Source organism: Bacillus piscicola (assembly GCF_022458745.1).
Taxonomy (GTDB): Bacteria; Bacillota; Bacilli; order Bacillales; family Marinococcaceae; genus Alteribacillus_A; species Alteribacillus_A piscicola.
Genome location: NZ_JAJJJF010000005.1, coordinates 103124 through 122272, shown reverse-complemented (window position 1 = coordinate 122272; position 19149 = coordinate 103124). Strand labels below are relative to the sequence as shown.

24 protein-coding genes are annotated in these 19149 nt (G+C 41.7%); 11 read left to right on the top strand and 13 right to left on the bottom strand.

Going from position 1 to position 19149, the window contains the following annotated elements; translation table 11 throughout:
- The first annotated feature begins 21 nt into the window (after positions 1–21).
- A complete protein-coding gene (locus LOR49_RS10455) occupies positions 22–174 on the top strand; it encodes a YqzM family protein (RefSeq protein WP_240376552.1) in 153 nt (50 codons plus the stop codon).
- A gap of 54 nt (positions 175–228) precedes the next feature.
- On the opposite strand, the gene LOR49_RS10450 is transcribed toward LOR49_RS10455, so the two are convergent.
- From LOR49_RS10450 to LOR49_RS10440, 3 genes are all read right to left on the bottom strand, one after another.
- Positions 229–2559: a DNA internalization-related competence protein ComEC/Rec2 gene (locus LOR49_RS10450; protein WP_240376550.1), complete on the bottom strand. Its 2331-nt coding sequence runs from the start codon at positions 2557–2559 to the stop codon at positions 229–231.
- Between the two features lie 90 nt (positions 2560–2649).
- Positions 2650–3936: a homocysteine synthase gene (locus LOR49_RS10445; protein WP_240376548.1), complete on the bottom strand. Its 1287-nt coding sequence runs from the start codon at positions 3934–3936 to the stop codon at positions 2650–2652.
- A gap of 434 nt (positions 3937–4370) precedes the next feature.
- On the bottom strand, positions 4371–5000 hold the full coding sequence (locus tag LOR49_RS10440; RefSeq protein ID WP_240376546.1) for a helix-hairpin-helix domain-containing protein: 630 nt from the start codon (positions 4998–5000) through the stop codon (positions 4371–4373).
- A 104-nt stretch (positions 5001–5104) separates the two neighbouring features.
- Between LOR49_RS10440 and comER the strand changes: the two genes are divergently transcribed.
- Positions 5105–5941 (top strand): late competence protein ComER, encoded by an 837-nt coding sequence (comER, locus tag LOR49_RS10435; RefSeq protein WP_240376544.1) that lies wholly within the window; start codon positions 5105–5107, stop codon positions 5939–5941.
- A 32-nt stretch (positions 5942–5973) separates the two neighbouring features.
- Here comER and LOR49_RS10430 read toward each other — a convergent pair whose 3' ends face one another.
- The 8 genes from LOR49_RS10430 to LOR49_RS10395 are packed head-to-tail and all read right to left on the bottom strand — an operon-like array spanning position 5974 to position 11076.
- Positions 5974–6759, bottom strand: coding sequence for a class I SAM-dependent DNA methyltransferase (locus tag LOR49_RS10430; protein ID WP_240376543.1), 786 nt, complete (start codon positions 6757–6759; stop codon positions 5974–5976).
- 13 nt (positions 6760–6772) lie between these two features.
- The gene (rsfS, locus tag LOR49_RS10425) at positions 6773–7129 is read right to left on the bottom strand and encodes a ribosome silencing factor (protein ID WP_240376541.1); all 357 of its coding nucleotides are present in this window, start codon (positions 7127–7129) and stop codon (positions 6773–6775) included.
- A gap of 2 nt (positions 7130–7131) precedes the next feature.
- Positions 7132–7719 carry a bis(5'-nucleosyl)-tetraphosphatase (symmetrical) YqeK gene (gene yqeK / locus LOR49_RS10420; protein ID WP_240376539.1) on the bottom strand — a complete coding sequence of 196 codons (588 nt, stop codon included), beginning with the start codon at positions 7717–7719 and terminating at the stop codon, positions 7132–7134.
- Positions 7712–8287, bottom strand: a complete 576-nt coding sequence (locus LOR49_RS10415; protein ID WP_240376538.1) for a nicotinate-nucleotide adenylyltransferase — start codon at positions 8285–8287, stop codon at positions 7712–7714. The genes yqeK and LOR49_RS10415 overlap by 8 nt, the downstream gene beginning before the upstream one ends.
- Before the next feature lie 15 nt (positions 8288–8302).
- Entirely contained in the window at positions 8303–8593 is a 291-nt protein-coding gene (gene yhbY, locus LOR49_RS10410) for a ribosome assembly RNA-binding protein YhbY (protein WP_240376659.1), read from the bottom strand.
- 1 nt (position 8594) lies between these two features.
- Entirely contained in the window at positions 8595–9449 is an 855-nt protein-coding gene (aroE, locus tag LOR49_RS10405) for a shikimate dehydrogenase (protein WP_240376536.1), read from the bottom strand.
- Complete coding sequence (gene yqeH, locus LOR49_RS10400) at positions 9449–10558, bottom strand: ribosome biogenesis GTPase YqeH (protein ID WP_240376535.1); 1110 nt, start codon at positions 10556–10558, stop codon at positions 9449–9451. The genes aroE and yqeH overlap by 1 nt, the downstream gene beginning before the upstream one ends.
- A gap of 2 nt (positions 10559–10560) precedes the next feature.
- Complete coding sequence (locus tag LOR49_RS10395; RefSeq protein ID WP_240376533.1) at positions 10561–11076, bottom strand: YqeG family HAD IIIA-type phosphatase; 516 nt, start codon at positions 11074–11076, stop codon at positions 10561–10563.
- 349 nt (positions 11077–11425) lie between these two features.
- On the opposite strand from LOR49_RS10395, the gene LOR49_RS10390 reads away from it, so the two are divergent.
- A complete protein-coding gene (locus LOR49_RS10390; RefSeq protein WP_240376531.1) occupies positions 11426–11578 on the top strand; it encodes a sporulation histidine kinase inhibitor Sda in 153 nt (50 codons plus the stop codon).
- A 46-nt stretch (positions 11579–11624) separates the two neighbouring features.
- Here the strand turns inward: LOR49_RS10390 and LOR49_RS10385 are convergent, their stop codons facing one another.
- Complete coding sequence (locus tag LOR49_RS10385) at positions 11625–11828, bottom strand: hypothetical protein (protein ID WP_240376529.1); 204 nt, start codon at positions 11826–11828, stop codon at positions 11625–11627.
- A gap of 202 nt (positions 11829–12030) precedes the next feature.
- Between LOR49_RS10385 and LOR49_RS10380 the strand changes: the two genes are divergently transcribed.
- The 8 genes from LOR49_RS10380 (at position 12031) to LOR49_RS10345 (ending at position 18245) form a co-directional block, all read left to right on the top strand.
- Positions 12031–14439 (top strand): Na+/H+ antiporter subunit A, encoded by a 2409-nt coding sequence (locus tag LOR49_RS10380; RefSeq protein WP_240376527.1) that lies wholly within the window; start codon positions 12031–12033, stop codon positions 14437–14439.
- A complete protein-coding gene (locus LOR49_RS10375; RefSeq protein ID WP_240376525.1) occupies positions 14436–14858 on the top strand; it encodes a Na(+)/H(+) antiporter subunit B in 423 nt (140 codons plus the stop codon). Before LOR49_RS10380 ends, LOR49_RS10375 begins: the two co-directional genes overlap by 4 nt.
- Positions 14858–15199, top strand: coding sequence for a Na(+)/H(+) antiporter subunit C (locus LOR49_RS10370; RefSeq protein ID WP_240376524.1), 342 nt, complete (start codon positions 14858–14860; stop codon positions 15197–15199). Before LOR49_RS10375 ends, LOR49_RS10370 begins: the two co-directional genes overlap by 1 nt.
- Positions 15192–16676, top strand: coding sequence for a Na+/H+ antiporter subunit D (locus LOR49_RS10365; RefSeq protein WP_240376522.1), 1485 nt, complete (start codon positions 15192–15194; stop codon positions 16674–16676). Before LOR49_RS10370 ends, LOR49_RS10365 begins: the two co-directional genes overlap by 8 nt.
- A gap of 6 nt (positions 16677–16682) precedes the next feature.
- Positions 16683–17153 (top strand): Na+/H+ antiporter subunit E, encoded by a 471-nt coding sequence (locus LOR49_RS10360; protein WP_240376521.1) that lies wholly within the window; start codon positions 16683–16685, stop codon positions 17151–17153.
- Positions 17153–17434 carry a Na(+)/H(+) antiporter subunit F1 gene (locus LOR49_RS10355; protein ID WP_240376519.1) on the top strand — a complete coding sequence of 94 codons (282 nt, stop codon included), beginning with the start codon at positions 17153–17155 and terminating at the stop codon, positions 17432–17434. The genes LOR49_RS10360 and LOR49_RS10355 overlap by 1 nt, the downstream gene beginning before the upstream one ends.
- The gene (mnhG, locus tag LOR49_RS10350; protein ID WP_240376517.1) at positions 17415–17774 is read left to right on the top strand and encodes a monovalent cation/H(+) antiporter subunit G; all 360 of its coding nucleotides are present in this window, start codon (positions 17415–17417) and stop codon (positions 17772–17774) included. Before LOR49_RS10355 ends, mnhG begins: the two co-directional genes overlap by 20 nt.
- Before the next feature lie 195 nt (positions 17775–17969).
- Entirely contained in the window at positions 17970–18245 is a 276-nt protein-coding gene (locus tag LOR49_RS10345) for an HU family DNA-binding protein (protein ID WP_240376515.1), read from the top strand.
- Between the two features lie 137 nt (positions 18246–18382).
- Here LOR49_RS10345 and sigK read toward each other — a convergent pair whose 3' ends face one another.
- Positions 18383–19114 (bottom strand): RNA polymerase sporulation sigma factor SigK, encoded by a 732-nt coding sequence (gene sigK, locus LOR49_RS10340; protein WP_240376513.1) that lies wholly within the window; start codon positions 19112–19114, stop codon positions 18383–18385.
- Between the last annotated feature and the right edge of the window lie 35 nt (positions 19115–19149).

Sequence of the window (19149 nt, the reverse complement as noted above, 5' to 3'; positions counted from 1 at the left end):
TACAGCGAGGAGGGAAGAGCTGTGAATGAGTTCGAGAATCCGTTTGAAAAGGACGTCCAATGTAAGAGAAATGATTTTAACGATGCCGTTGTAGCATTTGTTGCCTCATTTGTTTTCTTTACATTAATTTTCGTGATTGCTACGGTTGTAGATGTTGCCGGTAAGTTTTCTTAATTAATTACCACGAAAAAACCTTGTTGCACTGAGCATAACAAGGTTTTTTTATTTTTAAGGGCATTCATAACGTGCTGGGGGAGACAGATATGATTCCACGTTGAGCACTTGGCTGTCACTAAAAGTAATTTGAATTGCTCCTTGCAAGTCTGTGCGGAAAACTTTTGATTTCTGATTAGCCAATGTCTCCAACGTTTCTACATGAGGGTGACCAAAACGACTGCAGCGTCCCGCAGAAATAAACGCGGCTACAGGATTCACTTGCTGAATGAAGGGCTCGGTTGATGACGTACGGCTTCCGTGGTGGCCAACCTTCAACAGATCTGCTTGGAGCATCGGATATCTATGCAAAATAGCCCGCTCCCCTTCTTCTTCAAGATCTCCTGTAAATAACCAGCTGCTGCCTCCAAAATGAGCCCACAGTACGATGGAACGATTGTTGCCCGACTTCACACCCCCTTCCGGCCACAACACCCGGAATACAGCTTTACCACTTTCCCAAAAATCACCGTCTTCCACCCATGCAATTGGTAGATTTTGCTTCCTTACAGAGTACAAAAAACGAAGCTCTTCTGGCTCAAATTCGTTCCCCTTTGCATACACCATCTCTTTCACTTCTATTTCTTCCAAGACCGCAGGAAGACCCCCATAATGGTCCTTATGACCGTGACTGACGATCAACTTATCAATTGTCCGTATCCCTTTTGCCTTTAGAAACGGTACGACCGTATTCGCACCGGGATCATATACATTACGGCGTTCTGCCCACTTCTCTTTCGGAAAAAGTACAGTACCACCGCCGTCAATCAAGTAAACCGCCCTACGAAATGGTAATTCAATTAATATGCTGTCTCCTTGACCTACATCTAATATTGTTACGTATCCAACGGCGCGAAAGTACGGAAAGACGATGTGAAAAACACAGATACATGTCGCTAAAACGATAGGAATAATGATTTTTTTGCTGAGGCCGTAATGTTCAACACGATAAAATAACCAAAAGATGCATAAAAATAGCATGCAAACGACTATCAAAGACGGTTTTCCAAATATAAGCTGTAATCCATTCCAATGATAGGCACTCTTCAACAAACGGTGAACAAGTTCTAAAAAGCCATTAATAAATGGAATCGCAACCTGACTGATTCTCATGGGAAGAAAGGAGAGTCCAAAAAGGAAAAAAGCGGAGGGAAGCACGAAAAGTGATATAAACGGAACAATTAGCAAGTTTAACCCGAAACTAAGAAAGGAAAATTCACGAAAATGGAAAAGGAGTACAGGGAAGGCTGCCACCTGACTTACAAAAGTGACCATAACTGGTGCATATTTTGTAGGGAGTTGATTAAAGATCGGCCAGGATAATAACAGACTTCCACTAATTAGAAATGATAATTGAAAGCCGATATGAAAGAGATAGTAGGGGTTAAGAAAGAGAAGGATTAGCGCAACAGACACCAGCCACTTAAACGGATTGATATCCAAACGCATTTTCTGCAGAACGAGAAATGTCATGACTAATGATACTGCACGGATAACAGAAGGGGCCCCTCCGGCAGCCACAGCATACAACGGAAGCAAGAACAGTAAAACAGTTTCTGCATGTTCCCGAATTACGCCGATTCGCAGCAAACTATAAAACAGCACACCAGAAATAATAGCCACATGCATACCAGAAACAGCTAAGACATGAATGAGTCCTAATTTTTGGTACATCTTTTCAATATCAGGATGCAGAAAATGTCGTTCCCCAAAAATAAGGGCAGCTGCTAATCCTTTAAAAGGTTCCGGAAAATGCTGATCTAGATACTGTAGCCCAAAGTGGCGCCATTTTTTGATCGTATAAATAGTGAAGTTGCTTTTCTTTATACAGCTCATTTCGTCTAAAGAGGCAACGTCATACGTCCAAAATATCGACTGGGTTCGTAAGTAGTGGGAATAATCAAAAGAATAGAAATTCGAAGCGGAAGAAGGGGAAGTAAGGGTACCACGGATGGAGCAGACAGTTCCTGGAGATAAAGAATGTAACGTACGTATATCTGATTCACGAGATAGCGAAAGATTGACGAGCAGGCGCTCTTTTTTTGGCAAGGTGATCTGCAGTTGAGCACGGTCTCCGTCTCGGTAGGGACCCTCTGTGATGACTCCTGACAATACTGATTCATTACCGGTCAGCTGGGTGTCAGTATGGTAGGTAACCCACTCCGTACGCAGAAAAAACAATACTCCTAAACCGATTAAAATTAGAAATGCTTTCCGGTTCAATAACAGAATACTAAGTAATATCAGGAAGATAGAAAACATGACAATGCCCTTCGAGAAGCCGCTAAATGAAAGTGTCATGGCTGCTACTACACCGGCTGCACATAACAATTCATTATTTTTCAATCGGTTTTCACCCCAGTTCCCGTAAACTCCATGCAAAAATACAGTGAGGGAAAGTATACCCTCACTCATATAGATGCATGTATATCCGCCTTATTGCTGGCTTTTTTCAAGAGCCTGGTCAATATCTCCAATGATGTCATCGATATGTTCGATGCCAATAGAAAGACGGATCAACTCAGGCGAGACGCCTGCCGATGCGAGTCCTTCTTCATCCAGCTGCTGATGAGTCGTGCTGGCCGGATGAATCACCAATGACTTAGCGTCTCCAATATTAGCTAAGTGAGAATGCAGGCGGCAAGCATTTATGAACTTCTTGCCTTCCTCTATTCCCCCTTTTATGCCAAATGTGAGAATTGCACCCTTTCCGTTCGGTAAATACTTTTCGGCTTGATCGTAGGTTCGGTGTGAAGACAGCCCAGGATAATTAACCCATTCAACATTTGGATGCTCTGCTAAATGTTTTGCTACTTTTAAGGCGTTTTCACAATGACGTTCCATACGTAAATGCATCGTTTCCAGTCCTTGTAACAGTAAAAAGGAGTTAAACGGTGCAATGGTCGGTCCTAAATCCCGCATTAACTGAACACGGGCTTTCATTATATACGCGAGTTCACCAAGAGCTTCCGTATAGACAAGCCCATGATAACTCGGATCAGGTTCAGTCATAGATGGAAAATTACCGTTCGTCCAGTCAAACTTCCCTGAATCTACGATAATCCCCCCCATTGACGTTCCATGGCCACCGATGAATTTCGTTGCCGAGTGCACAACGATATCAGCCCCGTGCTCAATTGGACGGCATAATGCAGGAGTTACTACAGTAGCATCAACCATTAGCGGAATACCTTTATCGTGCGCGACTGCAGCTATATTTTCTATATCCAGTACATCTCCATTCGGATTTCCGATCATCTCCGCAAACACAAGCTTTGTTTTGTTTGTGATTTTTTCAGCAAAATCCTCCGGAGCCCTGCCGCTCACTAAGTGAACGTTTATCCCCATTTTAGGGAGAGTATGTACAAACATATTGTACGTTCCACCGTAAAGACCGCTAGAGGCAACAATTTCATCTCCTGCCTCACAAATGTTTAGAATCGCAAGGTGAATAGCTGAACTTCCGCTTGCCGTAGCAAGTGCTCCAACTCCACCTTCTAATTCAGTCATTCTTTTTTCAAAAACGTCCTGGGTCGGATTCATAATCCGTGAATAGATATTCCCTGGTTCAGCGAGAGAGAATAAGTTTGCAGCATGATCCGTGTCTTTAAAACCGTAAGAGGTGGTTTGATAAATCGGAACCGCACGGGATTGTGTAGTAGGATCTATTTCTTGTCCAGCGTGAACAGCTTTTGTTTCTAATTTCCAATTTTCTTCTGCCATACATCTTTTCTCCTTTCGAATAAAAAAATCCCTTCTTGAATAGATTATCAAAAGCCTCCTCTAATTGGAACTATTTTTATCAAAATACTTACTGATTGAGTCAATTTCATAAATCAACTACAGTTGTTATAAGACGAACATCCGAATATGCTATCGAACAGTTGATCTCCACTGCAGGCGGACGCTTTCCACGGGCACGGCCTCGGGCCAGCAGGATGTTGGTCACAAAGGCGTTGCCACAGGGCGTAGCGATCTTAGCCTTTGTTCCTTCATCTCATTTTGTAGGATTTCCGGACTCGTGCTGTTCCCGTTGGAGTCGCCGCCTTCCGCTACAATCAACAATAAAGAATAACGAGTTCAACGAATGGTATATAAATTATTTATAATATTGTTCGTATTTATCATCTGATCAAGTACTTATGAAATTGATTCGATTAGTTAACGGTAATTAATTCTGTTAGTTGTTCAAGCGACTTTTCTCCTATGCCTGGTACATGTAACAAGTCCTCATTGTTCTGGAACTGACCATTTTCCTCACGAAATGTAATAATAGCTGCTGACTTAGCCGGCCCAATATTAGGCAGCGTTTGAAGCTCTGTTTCATCAGCGTAATTAATCCTGACCTTATCATTCTGCCCACTGCTTCCTGTTATCTCTTTTCCAGTACTTTCGCCAGTCTCTTCGTCTCCTTTTATTGCTACATACACTACCATTTCATCACGCAGGCGTTCTGCAAAATTAACTGAGTTCGGGTTGCCGTTTTCAGTAACACCCCCAGCTAAATCAATCGCATCAATAACTCGTTTTTCATTCGAAAGCTCATAGACACCTGGTTTGTTGACTTCTCCTTTTACGTCAACAGCAATCAAACCATTCTCGCTTTCCTCTTTACCTGAACCGCTCGCTTTTTCTCCGTCAACTGTTATTCCCAACGGCCATTCTTCTTCGGTTAAGAACGACTGAATGTTCTCCTCTTCTTTGTTAGGAAGAACGATTAGTACAAGAACAACTAACACAAGTATCCCCGCACCTGCGTATAAATATATTTTTTTATTCCATTCCATCGTGTAAGCTCCTTTCCTATCAGTTAAAAATCACATATTCAAGAAATGTTTGGCATAGAGTGAAGGGGGAAGTCATTTAAAACGGAGAATAGGAGGGATCCATCGTGAAAAAAGCAGGGATTATCGGTACTGGTAATATGGGCGGAATGCTGACAGAAGTGTTAATAGAAAGCGGCGCAGTACCGGAAGAGAATGTTGTGATTGTGAACCGCAACAAAGAACGAAGCCATTCTTTTCTAAATAAATTCCCACAATTATCTATCGCGGAAAGTATAAGCGATTTGATAAATAGAACGGACACGATTTTCATTTGCGTACGCCCCCCCCACTATGAAACTATTTATGACGACTTAAAAAATCATTTGACAGCAGATCATCTTTTAGCAACGATAACCAGCCCTGTAAAATTATCAGACCTTGAACGATTGCCGCCGCGCCGAATAGTCCGAACGGTACCAAGCATTGTAAACAAAACAACACAGGGACCCTTGTTATTAACATTTGGGAGCAAATGGAGTGAGGAGGAAAAGTTTTCTTTCCGTGAATGGATCAGTCTTTTTTCGGAACCAGTGGAAATAGATGATACTACGCTGCGAGTCTCCAGTGATATTGTAAGCTGTGGACCGGCTTTTATGAGCTATCTGCTTGAGCGGTTAATTTATGCCGCAGTGTCAGAAACAGCGATTTCTTTTGATGATGCGGAGACACTGGCGGAAAAAATGATGATTTCTTACGGCCGCTTACTTCAGCAGGGCCATTACGATTTGCGCAGTTTAAGGGAAAAAGTAAACGTACCTGGCGGGATAACCGGCAAAGGTCTCGGTGTTCTGAGTAAATACGGAGAAGGAATGTTTGAGGATGTTTTCCGGGAAACACACCGGAAATTTGCAGCGGATCAACATGAAATGCAGCAAATTTTCCAAAAAAAAGCCCAAAAATAATACCTTATAAAAAAGACGGGCAACCGTCTTTTTTATAATAAATTGTCTTTATTATAGCCTGTATCTGTCTGTTTGGGAAGCTTTTTGGCAACGAAAAAAATCCGTTCGCTCGCATTAGTAGGCACGGTAAAGGTAAAATCGGCAAATACACCTTGAATCGTAAAGCCTGTCTTTTCGAGCAACACGTTATATTGGCTGACAGAGAAAGTACGCTGGGTGTGAAGTTCATCGTACCGCTCATAGGTATGCCCTTGCCTCTCCAAAAAAAGAGTAAGCTCATGCTCTACCTCTCCCGGCATGTCGGTTAGAAAAGTTTTCCAAATATAGGAGATATCATCTGCAGCATCAGCAATCGTCACCCCAGCAAGAATGTTTTCGATATAATGAAGAGAATGTACGTCAAAAACGAGCAGCCCCTCTGCCGTCAGGTGACGATGAAATGCAAGGAATGCTTTTTCCACGTCGGACTCTGTTGTCAGATAGTTAAGCGAATCACATAAAACGAGAATCACGTCATAGGAAGTACCTATGTCGAAATAACGCATATCTTGACACATGAGGAGCGGGTGCAATCCCTTGCTGTTTAATTTCGCCTCAGCCGCCGCAAGCATTTCCTCAGACAGATCAAGACCGTCAACCTGAAAGCCTTTGCCCAAAAGTAACTCAAGAATCGTGCCTGTCCCACAGCCGGCTTCGAGAACCTTTGGGAAAGGGAGCCCTTCCCTTTTAAATACGTCTATCACCCATTCTGTCCAGGCGTCGTACGGGGCACCTTCCATCAGTTGATCATAAGCTTGTGCGAATGCAGTGTACGCCATATTAGATTCACTCCTACGAAGAAAAGACTTTATCCAGCTTCACTTCAGCTGCATCGCCCCACAATTTTTCCAAGTTATAATAGTGGCGTTCATCTTTATGAAAGATATGAACAATCACGTCGTCAAGATCAATCAGCACCCACTTCGCCTCTTCATAACCTTCAAGTCGCTTCACATTATAATCTTGTTCCTGTGCCCTTTTCTTTATTTCCTGGGCAATAGCTTGCACCTGTTTATTGGATTGTCCGTGCCCGATTAAGAAATAATCCGCAATTAACGAAATACCTCTCATATCGAGTGCAATGAGCTGCTCTGCTTTCTTGTCGTCAGCAGCACGGGCAGCGAGCTCTAAAAGGCTGCTAGCTTCCATACTTATCCTCTTCCTTTCACATTTTGTTCTTCCCACTTTACTATAAGATCATTATATGCAAAAAGCGTCTCTGGAAAAACCGGCTGATTTTTTTTCATTAAAAATGAAATGGTGTTTCTTAGCGCCATTATCACTGCTCCGTCAAGACTGTTTTCTGCTTCTTCTCTCACTTTTTCTATACCTGGAAAGTTTCGATTCGGTTCGATATAATCTGCCAAAAAAATAATTTTTTCCAGTTCATTCATGGCTGGTTTTCCTGTAGTATGCCAGAAAATTGCCGATAATATCTCTTTATCTGTAATTCCGATTTCCTTCTCAAGAAGATACGTACCTGCAGGCCCGTGCAACAATTCATCGTTATAGCGAATAAACTTCTCATCCCAGCCTTGCTTGACAATGATATCACGCATTTCATCGACCGGCCTGTATTTGGCGTAATCATGAAAAATGGCAGCTGTTTCCACTTTTTCAATTGCCAAACCTTCCCGTTTCGCAAGACTGACTGCAGTTTCTAAAACACCTACTGTATGGATATAGCGATGATTCGTAAGATGAGGTTTTACTAACTGAAGTGCTGTTTTTTTATCCATACAACTCCCTCTCCTCTATGAATTCCCTAACTGAATCCGGCACTATATAGCGAAGGTTTCTCCCCATTTCTTGTCTTTGCCTAATCATGGTGGAAGAGATAGATAACTGAGGTACTTCAATGTATTGAAAAGCGTCTCCATCTCTCACCTGAGCCTGAAAACCCGGACGTTCTGCAATTGTAAAGGTAAGCATTTGCTTCAACTCTTCTATGTCCTTCCACGTATGAAGCTGTTCTGCCATGTCTCCACCGATTATAAAGTGAAATTGAGCTTCAGGACGCTTAGCTCTTAATGCTTTCACCGTATCTATCGTGTAAGACGGTCCTTTTCGCTCAAGTTCGATAGCAGAAACGTGGAATTGTGCATTATCGATCACCGCACGCTTTGTCATTTCTAACCGCTCTTCAGGTGACGCCATATACTTTCGGGTTTTATGAGGAGGTGTATATACCGGTATAAACCATACTTCATCCAACTTAAGAGCGGTCAGTGCCTCCTGTGCAATAATAAGGTGTCCCAAATGAGGAGGGTCAAACGTTCCGCCCAGCAAACCAATTTTTGCTCTCATTTTCTTTCCCCTTTATCAAGGCAATTCAATCTGCTTGTTTTCCTCTGATTCCCTGTACAGGATGATTGTACTGCCAATTACTTGGACAATATCAGCCGAAGCACCTGCTGCGAGCTCGGCTGCCGCTTCATTTTTATCTTCCAGACAGTTTTGGAGCATATTTATTTTGATCAGCTCTCTTGCCTCCAACGCATCTGCTGTTTGCTTGATTAAATTAGCGGTAACTCCAGCTTTCCCAATCTGAAAAACAGGTTTAATTGTATGAGCTTTTTTACGTAAAAAACGTTTTTGTTTCCCGGTTAAAATATCATTCTCCTCCTAACTGTTCCATCACACTCTTAGTCATTTCATCTCTGTCTGGCACTATTCCAGTCCATTTTTCAAAAGCAAGGGCCCCTTGCTCAACAAACATTCCTACGCCATTTAATATATCCGCGCCTTGACTTTCCGCTTGCTGGAGCCACTTGGTCTTAATAGGATTATATATTAAGTCACTGCACAAACAGCCTTTTTTCAACTGATCCGCCCGCCAAGGCATATCATTCACATTCGGTGTCATCCCTATCGACGTAGTATTGATTATCAGGTCGTATAGAGAAGTATCTCTATCCGCTTCAGTGAGTGTCCGAACAAATACGTTCGCCTTGTTTGGAATTTTTTCATAAATTAGCTGCGCCTTTGAAATGGTTCGGTTGGTGATTGTAAGTGTACGAACCCCGTAGTTTGCGAGAGCAGCGGCCACTGCCCGGGCAGCGCCGCCCGCCCCCACTATGAGGACATGATAATCATGTAGCTTCTCACCTGTCTGCTTGCGAAGTGCAGCAACATAACCTGCTCCGTCCGTATTGTAACCGACCCATTTATCGCCTTCTTTCACGACCGTATTAACGGCACCAATCACTTTCGCCTCTTCATCCACTTTATCTAAGTATTTCATCACCTCAACTTTATGAGGGACCGTTACATTAAAACCAGCGAATCCCAAAGCTTGCATACCTAGGACTGCTTCCCTTAGATCACTAGGATCGACTGAAAAAGCATGGTATACATACGGAAGACCATTGCTTGCAAATTGATGATTGTGCATAAGTGGCGACATGGAATGCCCTACTGGAAAACCAATGAGACCAAATAATTTCTCACTTTTGTGGTCTACGTTCATTAGATAATCGCCTCTCTTATTGTTACGCCTACTCCTTTTGGAGCATAAACATCGACCTCAGCACCGGATGCTGTAACGGACACCCAGCCAAGTCCCGCTATCACAATATCCGTTTTTTCTTTCTTTATCGTAAAGGGGTGTTTTGACAAACCAGGCAGCTGCTTCAGCGTTTCTGAGCCGGGAGGATATAAAAGATCACCTGCCTGCTCGTTGTACAGTTTATCTGCTTTTTCCAATTTCGTACGATGAATATGCAAGTCATTTGCTGCATACACGACAAAGGAGTTATCTATTCCTTTTTTAAAATCAATTCGGGCAAGAGCGCCGATAAAAAGGGTTTGCTTTTCACTCAGCTGGAAGATACGTGGTTTGATCTCTTTTCTAGGTGTGATAAGCTTTAGTTCTTTGTCGTTTATATAATGAGCTATCTGCTTCTCATTCATTAACCCGGGAGTATCAAAGAGTTTGCTCCCATCGTCAAGTGGAAGATCGATCATATCCAACGTCGTGCCTGGAAAATGAGAGGTCGTTATCAACTGCTCTTCATCTCCTCCAAATTCCTCGATCAGCTTGTTAATAAAAGTGGACTTGCCAACATTTGTACAGCCTGTAATATAAACATCTTGACCTTTACGCAACTTATCGATAGCGGCGGCGGCATGTTCAATGGCTTTATTTTTAGCGGCGCTGATTAACAGTATTTCTTTGGGACGGAGCCCTTGTTCCCTTGCAGCTTTCCATATCCAATCTTTCAGCTTTTTCTCATTTGTCGATTTGGGCAGCAAGTCTGTCTTGTTAACAAGTAGCAGTACATCGTTATTGCCGACGTACCTCTGAAAACCTGGAATCCAACTTCCCTCAAAGTCGAAGACATCGACTATTTTTACAATTAATGCTTGACGCTCCCCTAAGGCGTGTAGTTTTTCTGTAAAATCACTATTTTCCAAGGGAACATCCTGCACTTCGTTATAATGCTTTAAGCGAAAGCAGCGCTGACAGATGACGACCTCGCGCTTCAAGGCAGAAGCAGGGGTATAGCCTGCAGCATTCTCTTCTTTCGTTTGAATGTCAGCACCGCAGCCGGCACATTTGATATTGTCAGAAACCAATGTTATTCCTCCCACTGTATAAGGCCTTTATCCCGTAATTTCTTTAATACTCGCCTTTCTATCCTGCGGTTAATTCTCGTTAAAAAACCATCTGTCGCAGTGATCGGGACAACAAGAACGGTGTAAAACCCTGCCCTGTTTCCTCCAAACACATCTGTTAGCACCTGATCACCTACAACTACAACTTCCTCTTTTTTTAGACCCATTTGTTTACACGCTTTTCGGAACGCCCTGCCCATCGGCTTTTTCGCCGAATGAATAAACTCGATACCCATAGGTTTGGAGAACGTTCCAACACGACTTTCATTGTTATTGGAAACGATCGTAACTTGAAATCCTTCCTTTTTCACTTCGGTCAGCCATTCAAGAAGTTTTGGTGTTGCTTGCGGCCGGTCCCATTCAACGAGCGTATTATCCAAATCGGTGATGATTCCTTTAATCTTTCGTTGATGTAAATCCTCTAAGTTTAAATTAAAAACGGATGGTATGTACTCATTAGGTATAAAGAACTTAAACACACAAGGACACCCTTTTTATCGTTTATTATCCGAACAACCTGCTAAACAGAAATTATATCGCTTAATTGACATTTTGTGAACCACCCTACATAAAGGAATCAGAAAACATTAGGATAAAATATGAGCAAAACCTTTCGACAATTTAAGACAGGCAAAAATGTGGATAACTTTTTCAACACATAAAAACCTTATTTCACCTACTAAAAAACACTTTTCAAACGATTATAAACAGTTTATCCACGGTGTCATGTGGACAAACGAACGATTGTTCTGTTCATTAAAAAGTGATACACTATATACAATGGAATCGATGCTTGGATGTAACAGATTAAGGAGGTGTTTTTCTTTTATGGAACACTTATCGGATGAGTTGCTCTTGGAAGCCTATGAGAAAGCCCTTCAATTGAATTTGAATCAAGATTTCATTTCTTTAATAGAAGAAGAATTAAAAAAACGCTCTCTAACAGACCATCATGAATTTAAAATGACCAGATCCCATTAGCGGGCTCCGCTTACCATTGTTTACACATACATGCAGCCTTTCCTTTTTAACCGGAAAGGCTTTTTATTATGACGTATTCTCTTGGTTCTAATGATCTGTTCACTTTGTTTTCAGTTGTAATGGAAAGAAGGGGGTCTGGCTGTGGGCTGAATTTTTCCTCTCGTTTTTCATCAATGTAGTTATCGACAACCGCTCCTCCGAGCAGAAAGGCGATGAAGACACATAAAGAAACAATTGTTTTATTTGTCATTCCCACGCATCCTTTTTTTAATATTGTCGGGAAATGACAAATTTTTTATTCAATAAAATTTCTTTTTATCTGCTTTCTTCCTATATATAAGAGCTGGATTTTCCCTTAAATATCAGTATCCGGAGAGATGCATCGGTCAATAATTTAAGTTATAATGTGAAAGAAAATGATTAGATACGGAATTCGACAAAGGAGGCCTTGCATGTTCACCGCCTTACATTTTGCAATTATAATGCCGTTTATAGCAGCTATACTTGTTCCTTTTTTGTATAAACAATTCGCACGTATACATACTGGCTGGTTCGTGCTGATCGTTCCAGTTTTATTATTTATTTATTTCATTCAATACATACCTCTCACCGCAAATGGGCAGACCGTAACATCCGTTTTTAACTGGGTTCCATCACTAAATCTTAATTTTATCGCTTATGTCGATGGTCTCGGTCTTTTGTTTGCACTGTTAATTACAGGGATTGGATCTTTGGTTGTCCTATACTCCATTTATTATCTCTCGAAAGAAAAAGAAGCATTGAACAACTTCTATGTCTTTTTGCTTATGTTTATGGGCGCAATGCTTGGAGTTGTTCTTTCTGATAATTTAATTGTTCTTTATACATTTTGGGAAATTACCAGTTTATCCTCGTTTTTACTTATTTCTTATTGGTATGAAAGAGAGCAATCCCGTTACGGAGCACTCAAGTCACTTCTCATTACCGTTATCGGCGGCTTTGCTATGCTTGTAGGGTTTGTGCTTGTTTACAAGATGACTGGAACGTTCAGCATACAGGAGATTGTCGCTTCTGCAGAAACGATTACAGGCCACCCGTTATTTTTGCCGGCTATGCTTTTAATTTTACTGGGAGCGTTTACAAAATCAGCACAGTTTCCATTTCATATTTGGCTACCTGATGCGATGGAAGCCCCTACACCTGTAAGTGCTTATTTGCATTCTGCTACGATGGTGAAAGCAGGGATTTACCTTGTGGCCCGCTTAAGCCCTATATTTGCTGTTAAAGGGGAATGGCTTTGGCTCGTTGCAGGGTTCGGAATTGTGACGTTGTTTTGGGGGTCGTTTACCGCTGTCCGGCAAACTGATCTTAAGGGAATTCTTGCCTATTCAACAATCAGCCAACTCGGGATGATCCTGTCCATGCTTGGCGTCGGTGCTGCAGCTCTTCATTTTGACAGCATCGATAACAACTTATATATTGGCGCGACAACCGCTGCCTTGTTCCACCTAATTAACCATGCTACTTTTAAAGGCAGCCTGTTTATGATGGTTGGTATCGTTGATCATGAAACAGGGACGAGAGATATTCGTTATCTGGGCGGATTAATGACCATCATGCCCATTACCTTTACTGTTGCTGTCATTGGAAGTTTTTCCATGGCGGGTCTTCCGCCTTTTAATGGCTTTTTAAGTAAAGAAATGTTCTTCACTTCTATGGTGCAGATTACTAATCTGGGGATGTTCAACATTGAAACTTTCGGCGTCTTGTTTCCTGTTATTGCCTGGATTGCCAGTGTTTTCACTTTTATCTACAGCATGATTATTGTTTTTAAGACATTTGCCGGTAACATGCATCCCGGTTTGGTACGTGCCAACATCCATGAAGCGCCGCTTGGGATGCTGATCTCTCCAATCGTGCTTATTAGTCTCGTTGTTATATTTGGGTTTTTCCCAAACATACTTGCCCACTCCATTATTGAGCCGGCAATGGCTTCTATACTGCCATCTTTACTAGGTGGTAATGAACAATTTTATGTGAATATTCGTTTTTGGCACGGATTTTCTACGGAGCTGTATATGACTATCGGAGTCGTCGTAATCGGTTTACTTCTTTTCATGAGTTTAAGGAAATGGGCCGGTATTTACCGGTTATTTCCAGAATCATTGTCATTTAACCGCTTATATGATCAACTGCTCGTGACTACCGAGAATGTTTCAACGATTTTAACAAGCTGGTACATGAAAGGTTCTGTAAGGCAGTACTTAATGTATATAATGGTCTTTTTTACATTAATACTGACGGTCGTTCTCTTCGGCAAAGGTGCATTCACCGTTAATACTACCAATTTGGCACCGATCAGTATTTATGAAGCTGTTTTGGCCGCTTCACTAGTTATTGCTGCTTTACTTACTATGTTTGCATCTACCCGTCTAAAAGCTGTTATCGGTTTAGGTGCAACGGGCTATATTGTATCTTTGTTTTTTGTTATTTTCCGTGCTCCTGACTTAGCTTTAACACAGCTGACAATTGAAACCGTATCGGTTGCCTTATTCTTGCTCTGCTTTTATCATCTGCCCGAGATTACAAAAGGAGCGAAAAAAGTTCGCTTTCAGCCAGGCAACTTTATTATCTCGCTCGCAGTTGGAGTTACCATTACCTTGATTGCTATTTCAGCTAGCAGCTCCAAACTGTTTGATTCGATTTCAAGCTTTTTCTCGGAAGCCAGTCATGATTTGGCCGGGGGCGATAATATGGTTAACGTTATCCTGGTAGACTTTCGCGGGTTCGATACATTATTTGAAATACTCGTCCTTGGCATTGCGGCGATGGGTATTTATACCATGATTAGATTGCGGATTACGGGGAGAAATCGTCCATGAGGCAGAATGATATTATTCTACAAACGACAACCAAAATAGTTTTGTTTATTATCCTCGCGTTCTCTGTTTTTATGTTTTTTAATGGTCACAACAACCCGGGTGGAGGATTTGTTGGCGGTTTAATGACAAGCTCAGCCATTGTTTTATTTATGCTTGCCTTTGGATTAGAGACAACAAAACGTATCTTGCCGTTTGACTTTAAGTTAGTTGCAGCTTCCGGTCTATTAATCGCCATATTAACGGGAATGGGAAGTTTCGTGTTTGGCGTCCCGTTCCTCTCCCATACTTTTGGTTATTTCACCATACCGATTTTAGGAGAGATGGAGCTTGCAACCGCTACACTATTTGATTTAGGAGTCTATCTCGTCGTAGTCGGTGTGACGCTTACTATTATCCAAACAATCGGGGAGGATAGCTGATGGAAATTTTAATGTCGATTATCGCCGGCTTTTTGTTCATGGTCGGCACCTATCTCGTGTTATCCAAAAATATGATTCGTATTATTATCGGAACTGGTTTTATCAGTCATGGTTCCCATCTCCTGCTTCTAACTATGGCTGGACTGAAAACAGGGGCTCCCCCTTTACTGGGGCTGCAAGCATCTACTTATACAGATCCACTTCCGCAAGCCCTTATTTTAACAGCGATCGTAATAAGCTTCGGTGTGACAGCCTTTTTCCTCGTACTCGGCTACAAGGCTTATAAGGTAACGGGAACCGATAACACCGATGGATTGAGAGGTCCTGATTTACATGACTAACTTACTAATATTGCCAATTTTAATCCCTTTTTTAACAGGGGTTATTCTTCTATTTTTCCCTAAGCAGATTACCGCCCAGCGCACACTCAGTCTTATCTCCGGGGTTGCGCTTATAGCGGTGAACATCTTTTTAGTTATAGACATCGCACAAAATGGCATCCGTACTCTAGAAATTGGCGGCTGGTCTCCTCCTTATGGGATAGTTCTCGTTGGGGACATGTTAGCGGGCCTTTTAGTTACCTCTACTGCTGTCTTGAGCCTGCCGATATTGATCTATTCCATTCATTCTGTCGGTAAAGAACGAGAAGGCTTTTACTACCACTCTTTTTATTACTTTTTAATAACTGGGGTTTCCGGCGCCTTTCTAACTGGGGACTTGTTTAACCTCTTCGTATTCTTCGAGGTCATGCTAATCGCGTCTTACATATTGATCGTACATGGGAATACAAAACGACAACTGCGGGAGTCCTTCAAGTATGTGTTGATAAATGTTATGTCTTCGGCTCTTTTTGTCATTGGTGTCGCTTATTTATATTCTGTTACAGGTACGTTAAATATGGCTCACCTTTCCGAAAGGATTGCCAGCCTGGATGTAGAAGCACCAATTCTTACTGTGATTGCCGTTTTGTTTCTGATCGTTTTCGGGCTGAAAGGCGCCCTGTTTCCCTTATATTTTTGGCTGCCGGCTTCTTATGCCGCACCTCCGCCAGCTATCGGTGCTATTTTCGGGGCCTTATTAACCAAGGTAGGAATCTATTCTATTTTCAGAACGTATTCACTGATTTTCACCCAGGACACAGAGTTCACCCATACGCTCTTGGCAGTTTTAGCCGCCTGCACGATGATTGCGGGCGTTATTGGAGCGATCGCCCACCAAGATGTAATGAAAATTTTGGTGTACAATGTCATTGTCGCTGTAGGTTATGTGTTATTCGGTGTCTCGACGTTAAATGAACCCGGATTTGTTGGAGCCATTTATTATCTCATGCATGATATGATTATAAAAGCTGCTTTATTCTTGATCATTGGTGCCCTCATCACCGTTGCCGGTACGAGCCACTTAAAACAAATGGGCGGCATCATTAAATATCACGCAAAATTAGGTTGGCTGTTTTTTGTCGCCGTATTAGCTTTGGTTGGTATTCCTCCTTTAAGCGGGTTTATTGGCAAGTTAATGCTGATTGAAGGAGGAGCAGAAAGGGGACAGTATTGGATTATTGCGGCCATGATGGTATCCAGTTTGCTCGTCTTGTATTCCATGATCCGTATCTTTTTAAATGGCTTTTATGGGGAAATTAAGCTGGAAAGAGCCGATCAACATGGTACAACGAAAGGGCTATTGCTGCCTTGCTCATTGTTAATTGCAGTTTCTGCGCTAATCGGTTTAGGTGCGGAAGTGCTTTATCCATTTGTCTCGACAGCTGCCGAAACATTGCTAAACCCTGAAATATACATTGACGCCGTATTAAAGGAGTAAACAAAAATGGCTTTTCAATTAATCATAAACTTACTCATTGCGTTTACTTGGATGTTTTTGAATAATGCGTGGAGCTTTGGCTCTTTCATAAGCGGTTTTATTATCGGCATCGGGATATTATACGTGCTTAAAGGCTCACAACGTTTTTATTTAAAGGGAGTAGCCGCAATTATTAAATTGCTTCTCATCTTTCTAAAAGAGCTTCTTATGTCAACTCTAGAAGTGGCAAAACTTGTTTTAAAGCCTTCTCTTGATATTCAACCAGGAATATTTGCTATGGATATTGATTTAAAAGAAGATTGGGAGATCACCGTTCTTTCTTCTCTTATTACCTTGACTCCGGGGACGCTTGTCGTCGATATCTCACCTGATAATAAGACGCTTTATATTCATGCGATTGATTTACCCGATGCCGAGGAAGCTAGACGTGATATTGATCATTCATTTGTCAAAGCGATTAAGGAGGTGACACGATAATGCTTTACATTTTATATTCCGTAGCGGCGTTGTTTATCACGCTTTCGATTATTCTCAGCTTGTACCGTATCGCAAAAGGCCCTTCCATGCCAGATCGTGTCGTCGCTCTCGATTTGGTCGGAATTAACTTAATTAGCTTAATCGCAATCGTGTCGCTCTTACTTAATACAACCGCCTTCGTAGAAGTGATCCTTCTCTTAGCAATCCTGTCGTTTCTTGGAACGGTCGCATTCTCTAAATTTATTGAAAAGGGTGTTGTCATTGAACGCAATCGAGATTAGCAAGTGGATTGTCGGTATTCTCGTTCTGTTTGGCGCCCTTTTAAATTTGATAAGTGCCATTGGGATTATCCGTCTCCCTGACGTATACTCGCGCCTGCACGCTTCAACCAAAGCTGCTACGTTAGGCGTAATGTGTATCCTCATTGGGACATTTCTGTTTTTCAGCATTGTAGATGGGGATATAAATGCAAGAATTTTGCTTGCCATCGTATTTATCTTCATAACATCTCCTGTCGGCGGCCACCTTATTTCAAGGGCCGGTTACCACGCAGGAGTGTCTCTGTGGGAGTCAAGTATTAAAGACGACCTTCACACAAAAAAAAGAAAGAAGCAATCCTGAAGGTATTTTTGTCACTGGATTTGTCAATATTCTCCATAGGAATTGTTTTAAAAAATTAAGTTTAAGGATATAATACTAAGAAATCGATCCCAAAATCCTTAAATTCCCCGCGAACACTTGACATAGCAAGGATTTCATGAGTAAATTTGTATTGTACAGTCTCTATATTAACTAGGAATGAAAGGGAGTTTTTTCATGAATAAGACCGATTTAATTAATTCAGTAGCAGAACAAGCAGACATCTCTAAAAAAGACGCCTCCAAAGCAGTTGACGCTGTATTTGACAGCATTACAGAGACTTTAAAATCCGGCGACAAAATTCAACTCGTTGGTTTTGGAAGCTTTGAGGTGCGTGAACGTGCAGCTCGTAAAGGACGCAACCCGCAAACGGGTGAAGAAATAGAAATCCCAGCAACAAAAAATCCTGCTTTCCGTCCAGGAAAACAATTAAAAGATGCCGTAAATGAATAAAATAGCAGCTTGGTGAAACTCCCATTATTTTTAAAGGAGACTCTTTTCACTACTGTTAGTTTATGCACTTTTTAATCAGGGGGGATATCCCCCACTGATTGAAAGTGTTAGAGTAGCCCCTTCTCTTCTAAACGGGATTAGTTGGGGTGTGAGTCATCTTCGGTACGGGACTTTGTCTTTCGTTTATAAAACTCTTGAAACAATTTAAATAATGCCCTCTTTTCAATTCTTGATACGTAACTTCTTGAGATACCCATGTCTTTTGCTATTTCCCGTTGTGTCCTCTCTTTTTTGCTTTCTAAACCGAAGCGACTAAGAATAACCGCTTTTTCGCGTTCATTTAAGACATCCATAAATTGAAACATCTGATTCATTTCCATCTTCAACTGAATGATTTCTGGAACTTCAGGGCCGTCTTCTTGCAGGACGTCCAAAAGCGATATTTCATTCCCTTCTTTATCACTTCCAATTGGATCATATAACGAGATATCTTTTTTTACTTTTTTTAGTGCTCTCAAATGCATAAGTATCTCATTCTCTACACATCGTGCTGCGTATGTTGCCAATTTGGTTCCTTTATCTGGTGAGTAGCTTTCGATGCCCTTAATCAATCCTATCGTCCCGATAGAGATTAAATCTTCCGTGTCCTCACGAGTGTTTTCAAACTTTTTAACGATGTGAGCTACCAGCCGCAAATTATGTTCGATTAAAATATTTCTAGAGTCTTGGCTTCCCTGCTGCATTTGCGTTATATGTTTCCTCTCCTCCTCTTTCGACAAAGGCTGTGGAAACGCATTATTTTTCACGTAAGATACTAACAAAGCAAGCTCTTTGAATAGGTAAATGGCGGCAGCTAAAATGCCAGACAACAAGCATCTCCCCTTTCTGCCGTGTATCGTTTCTT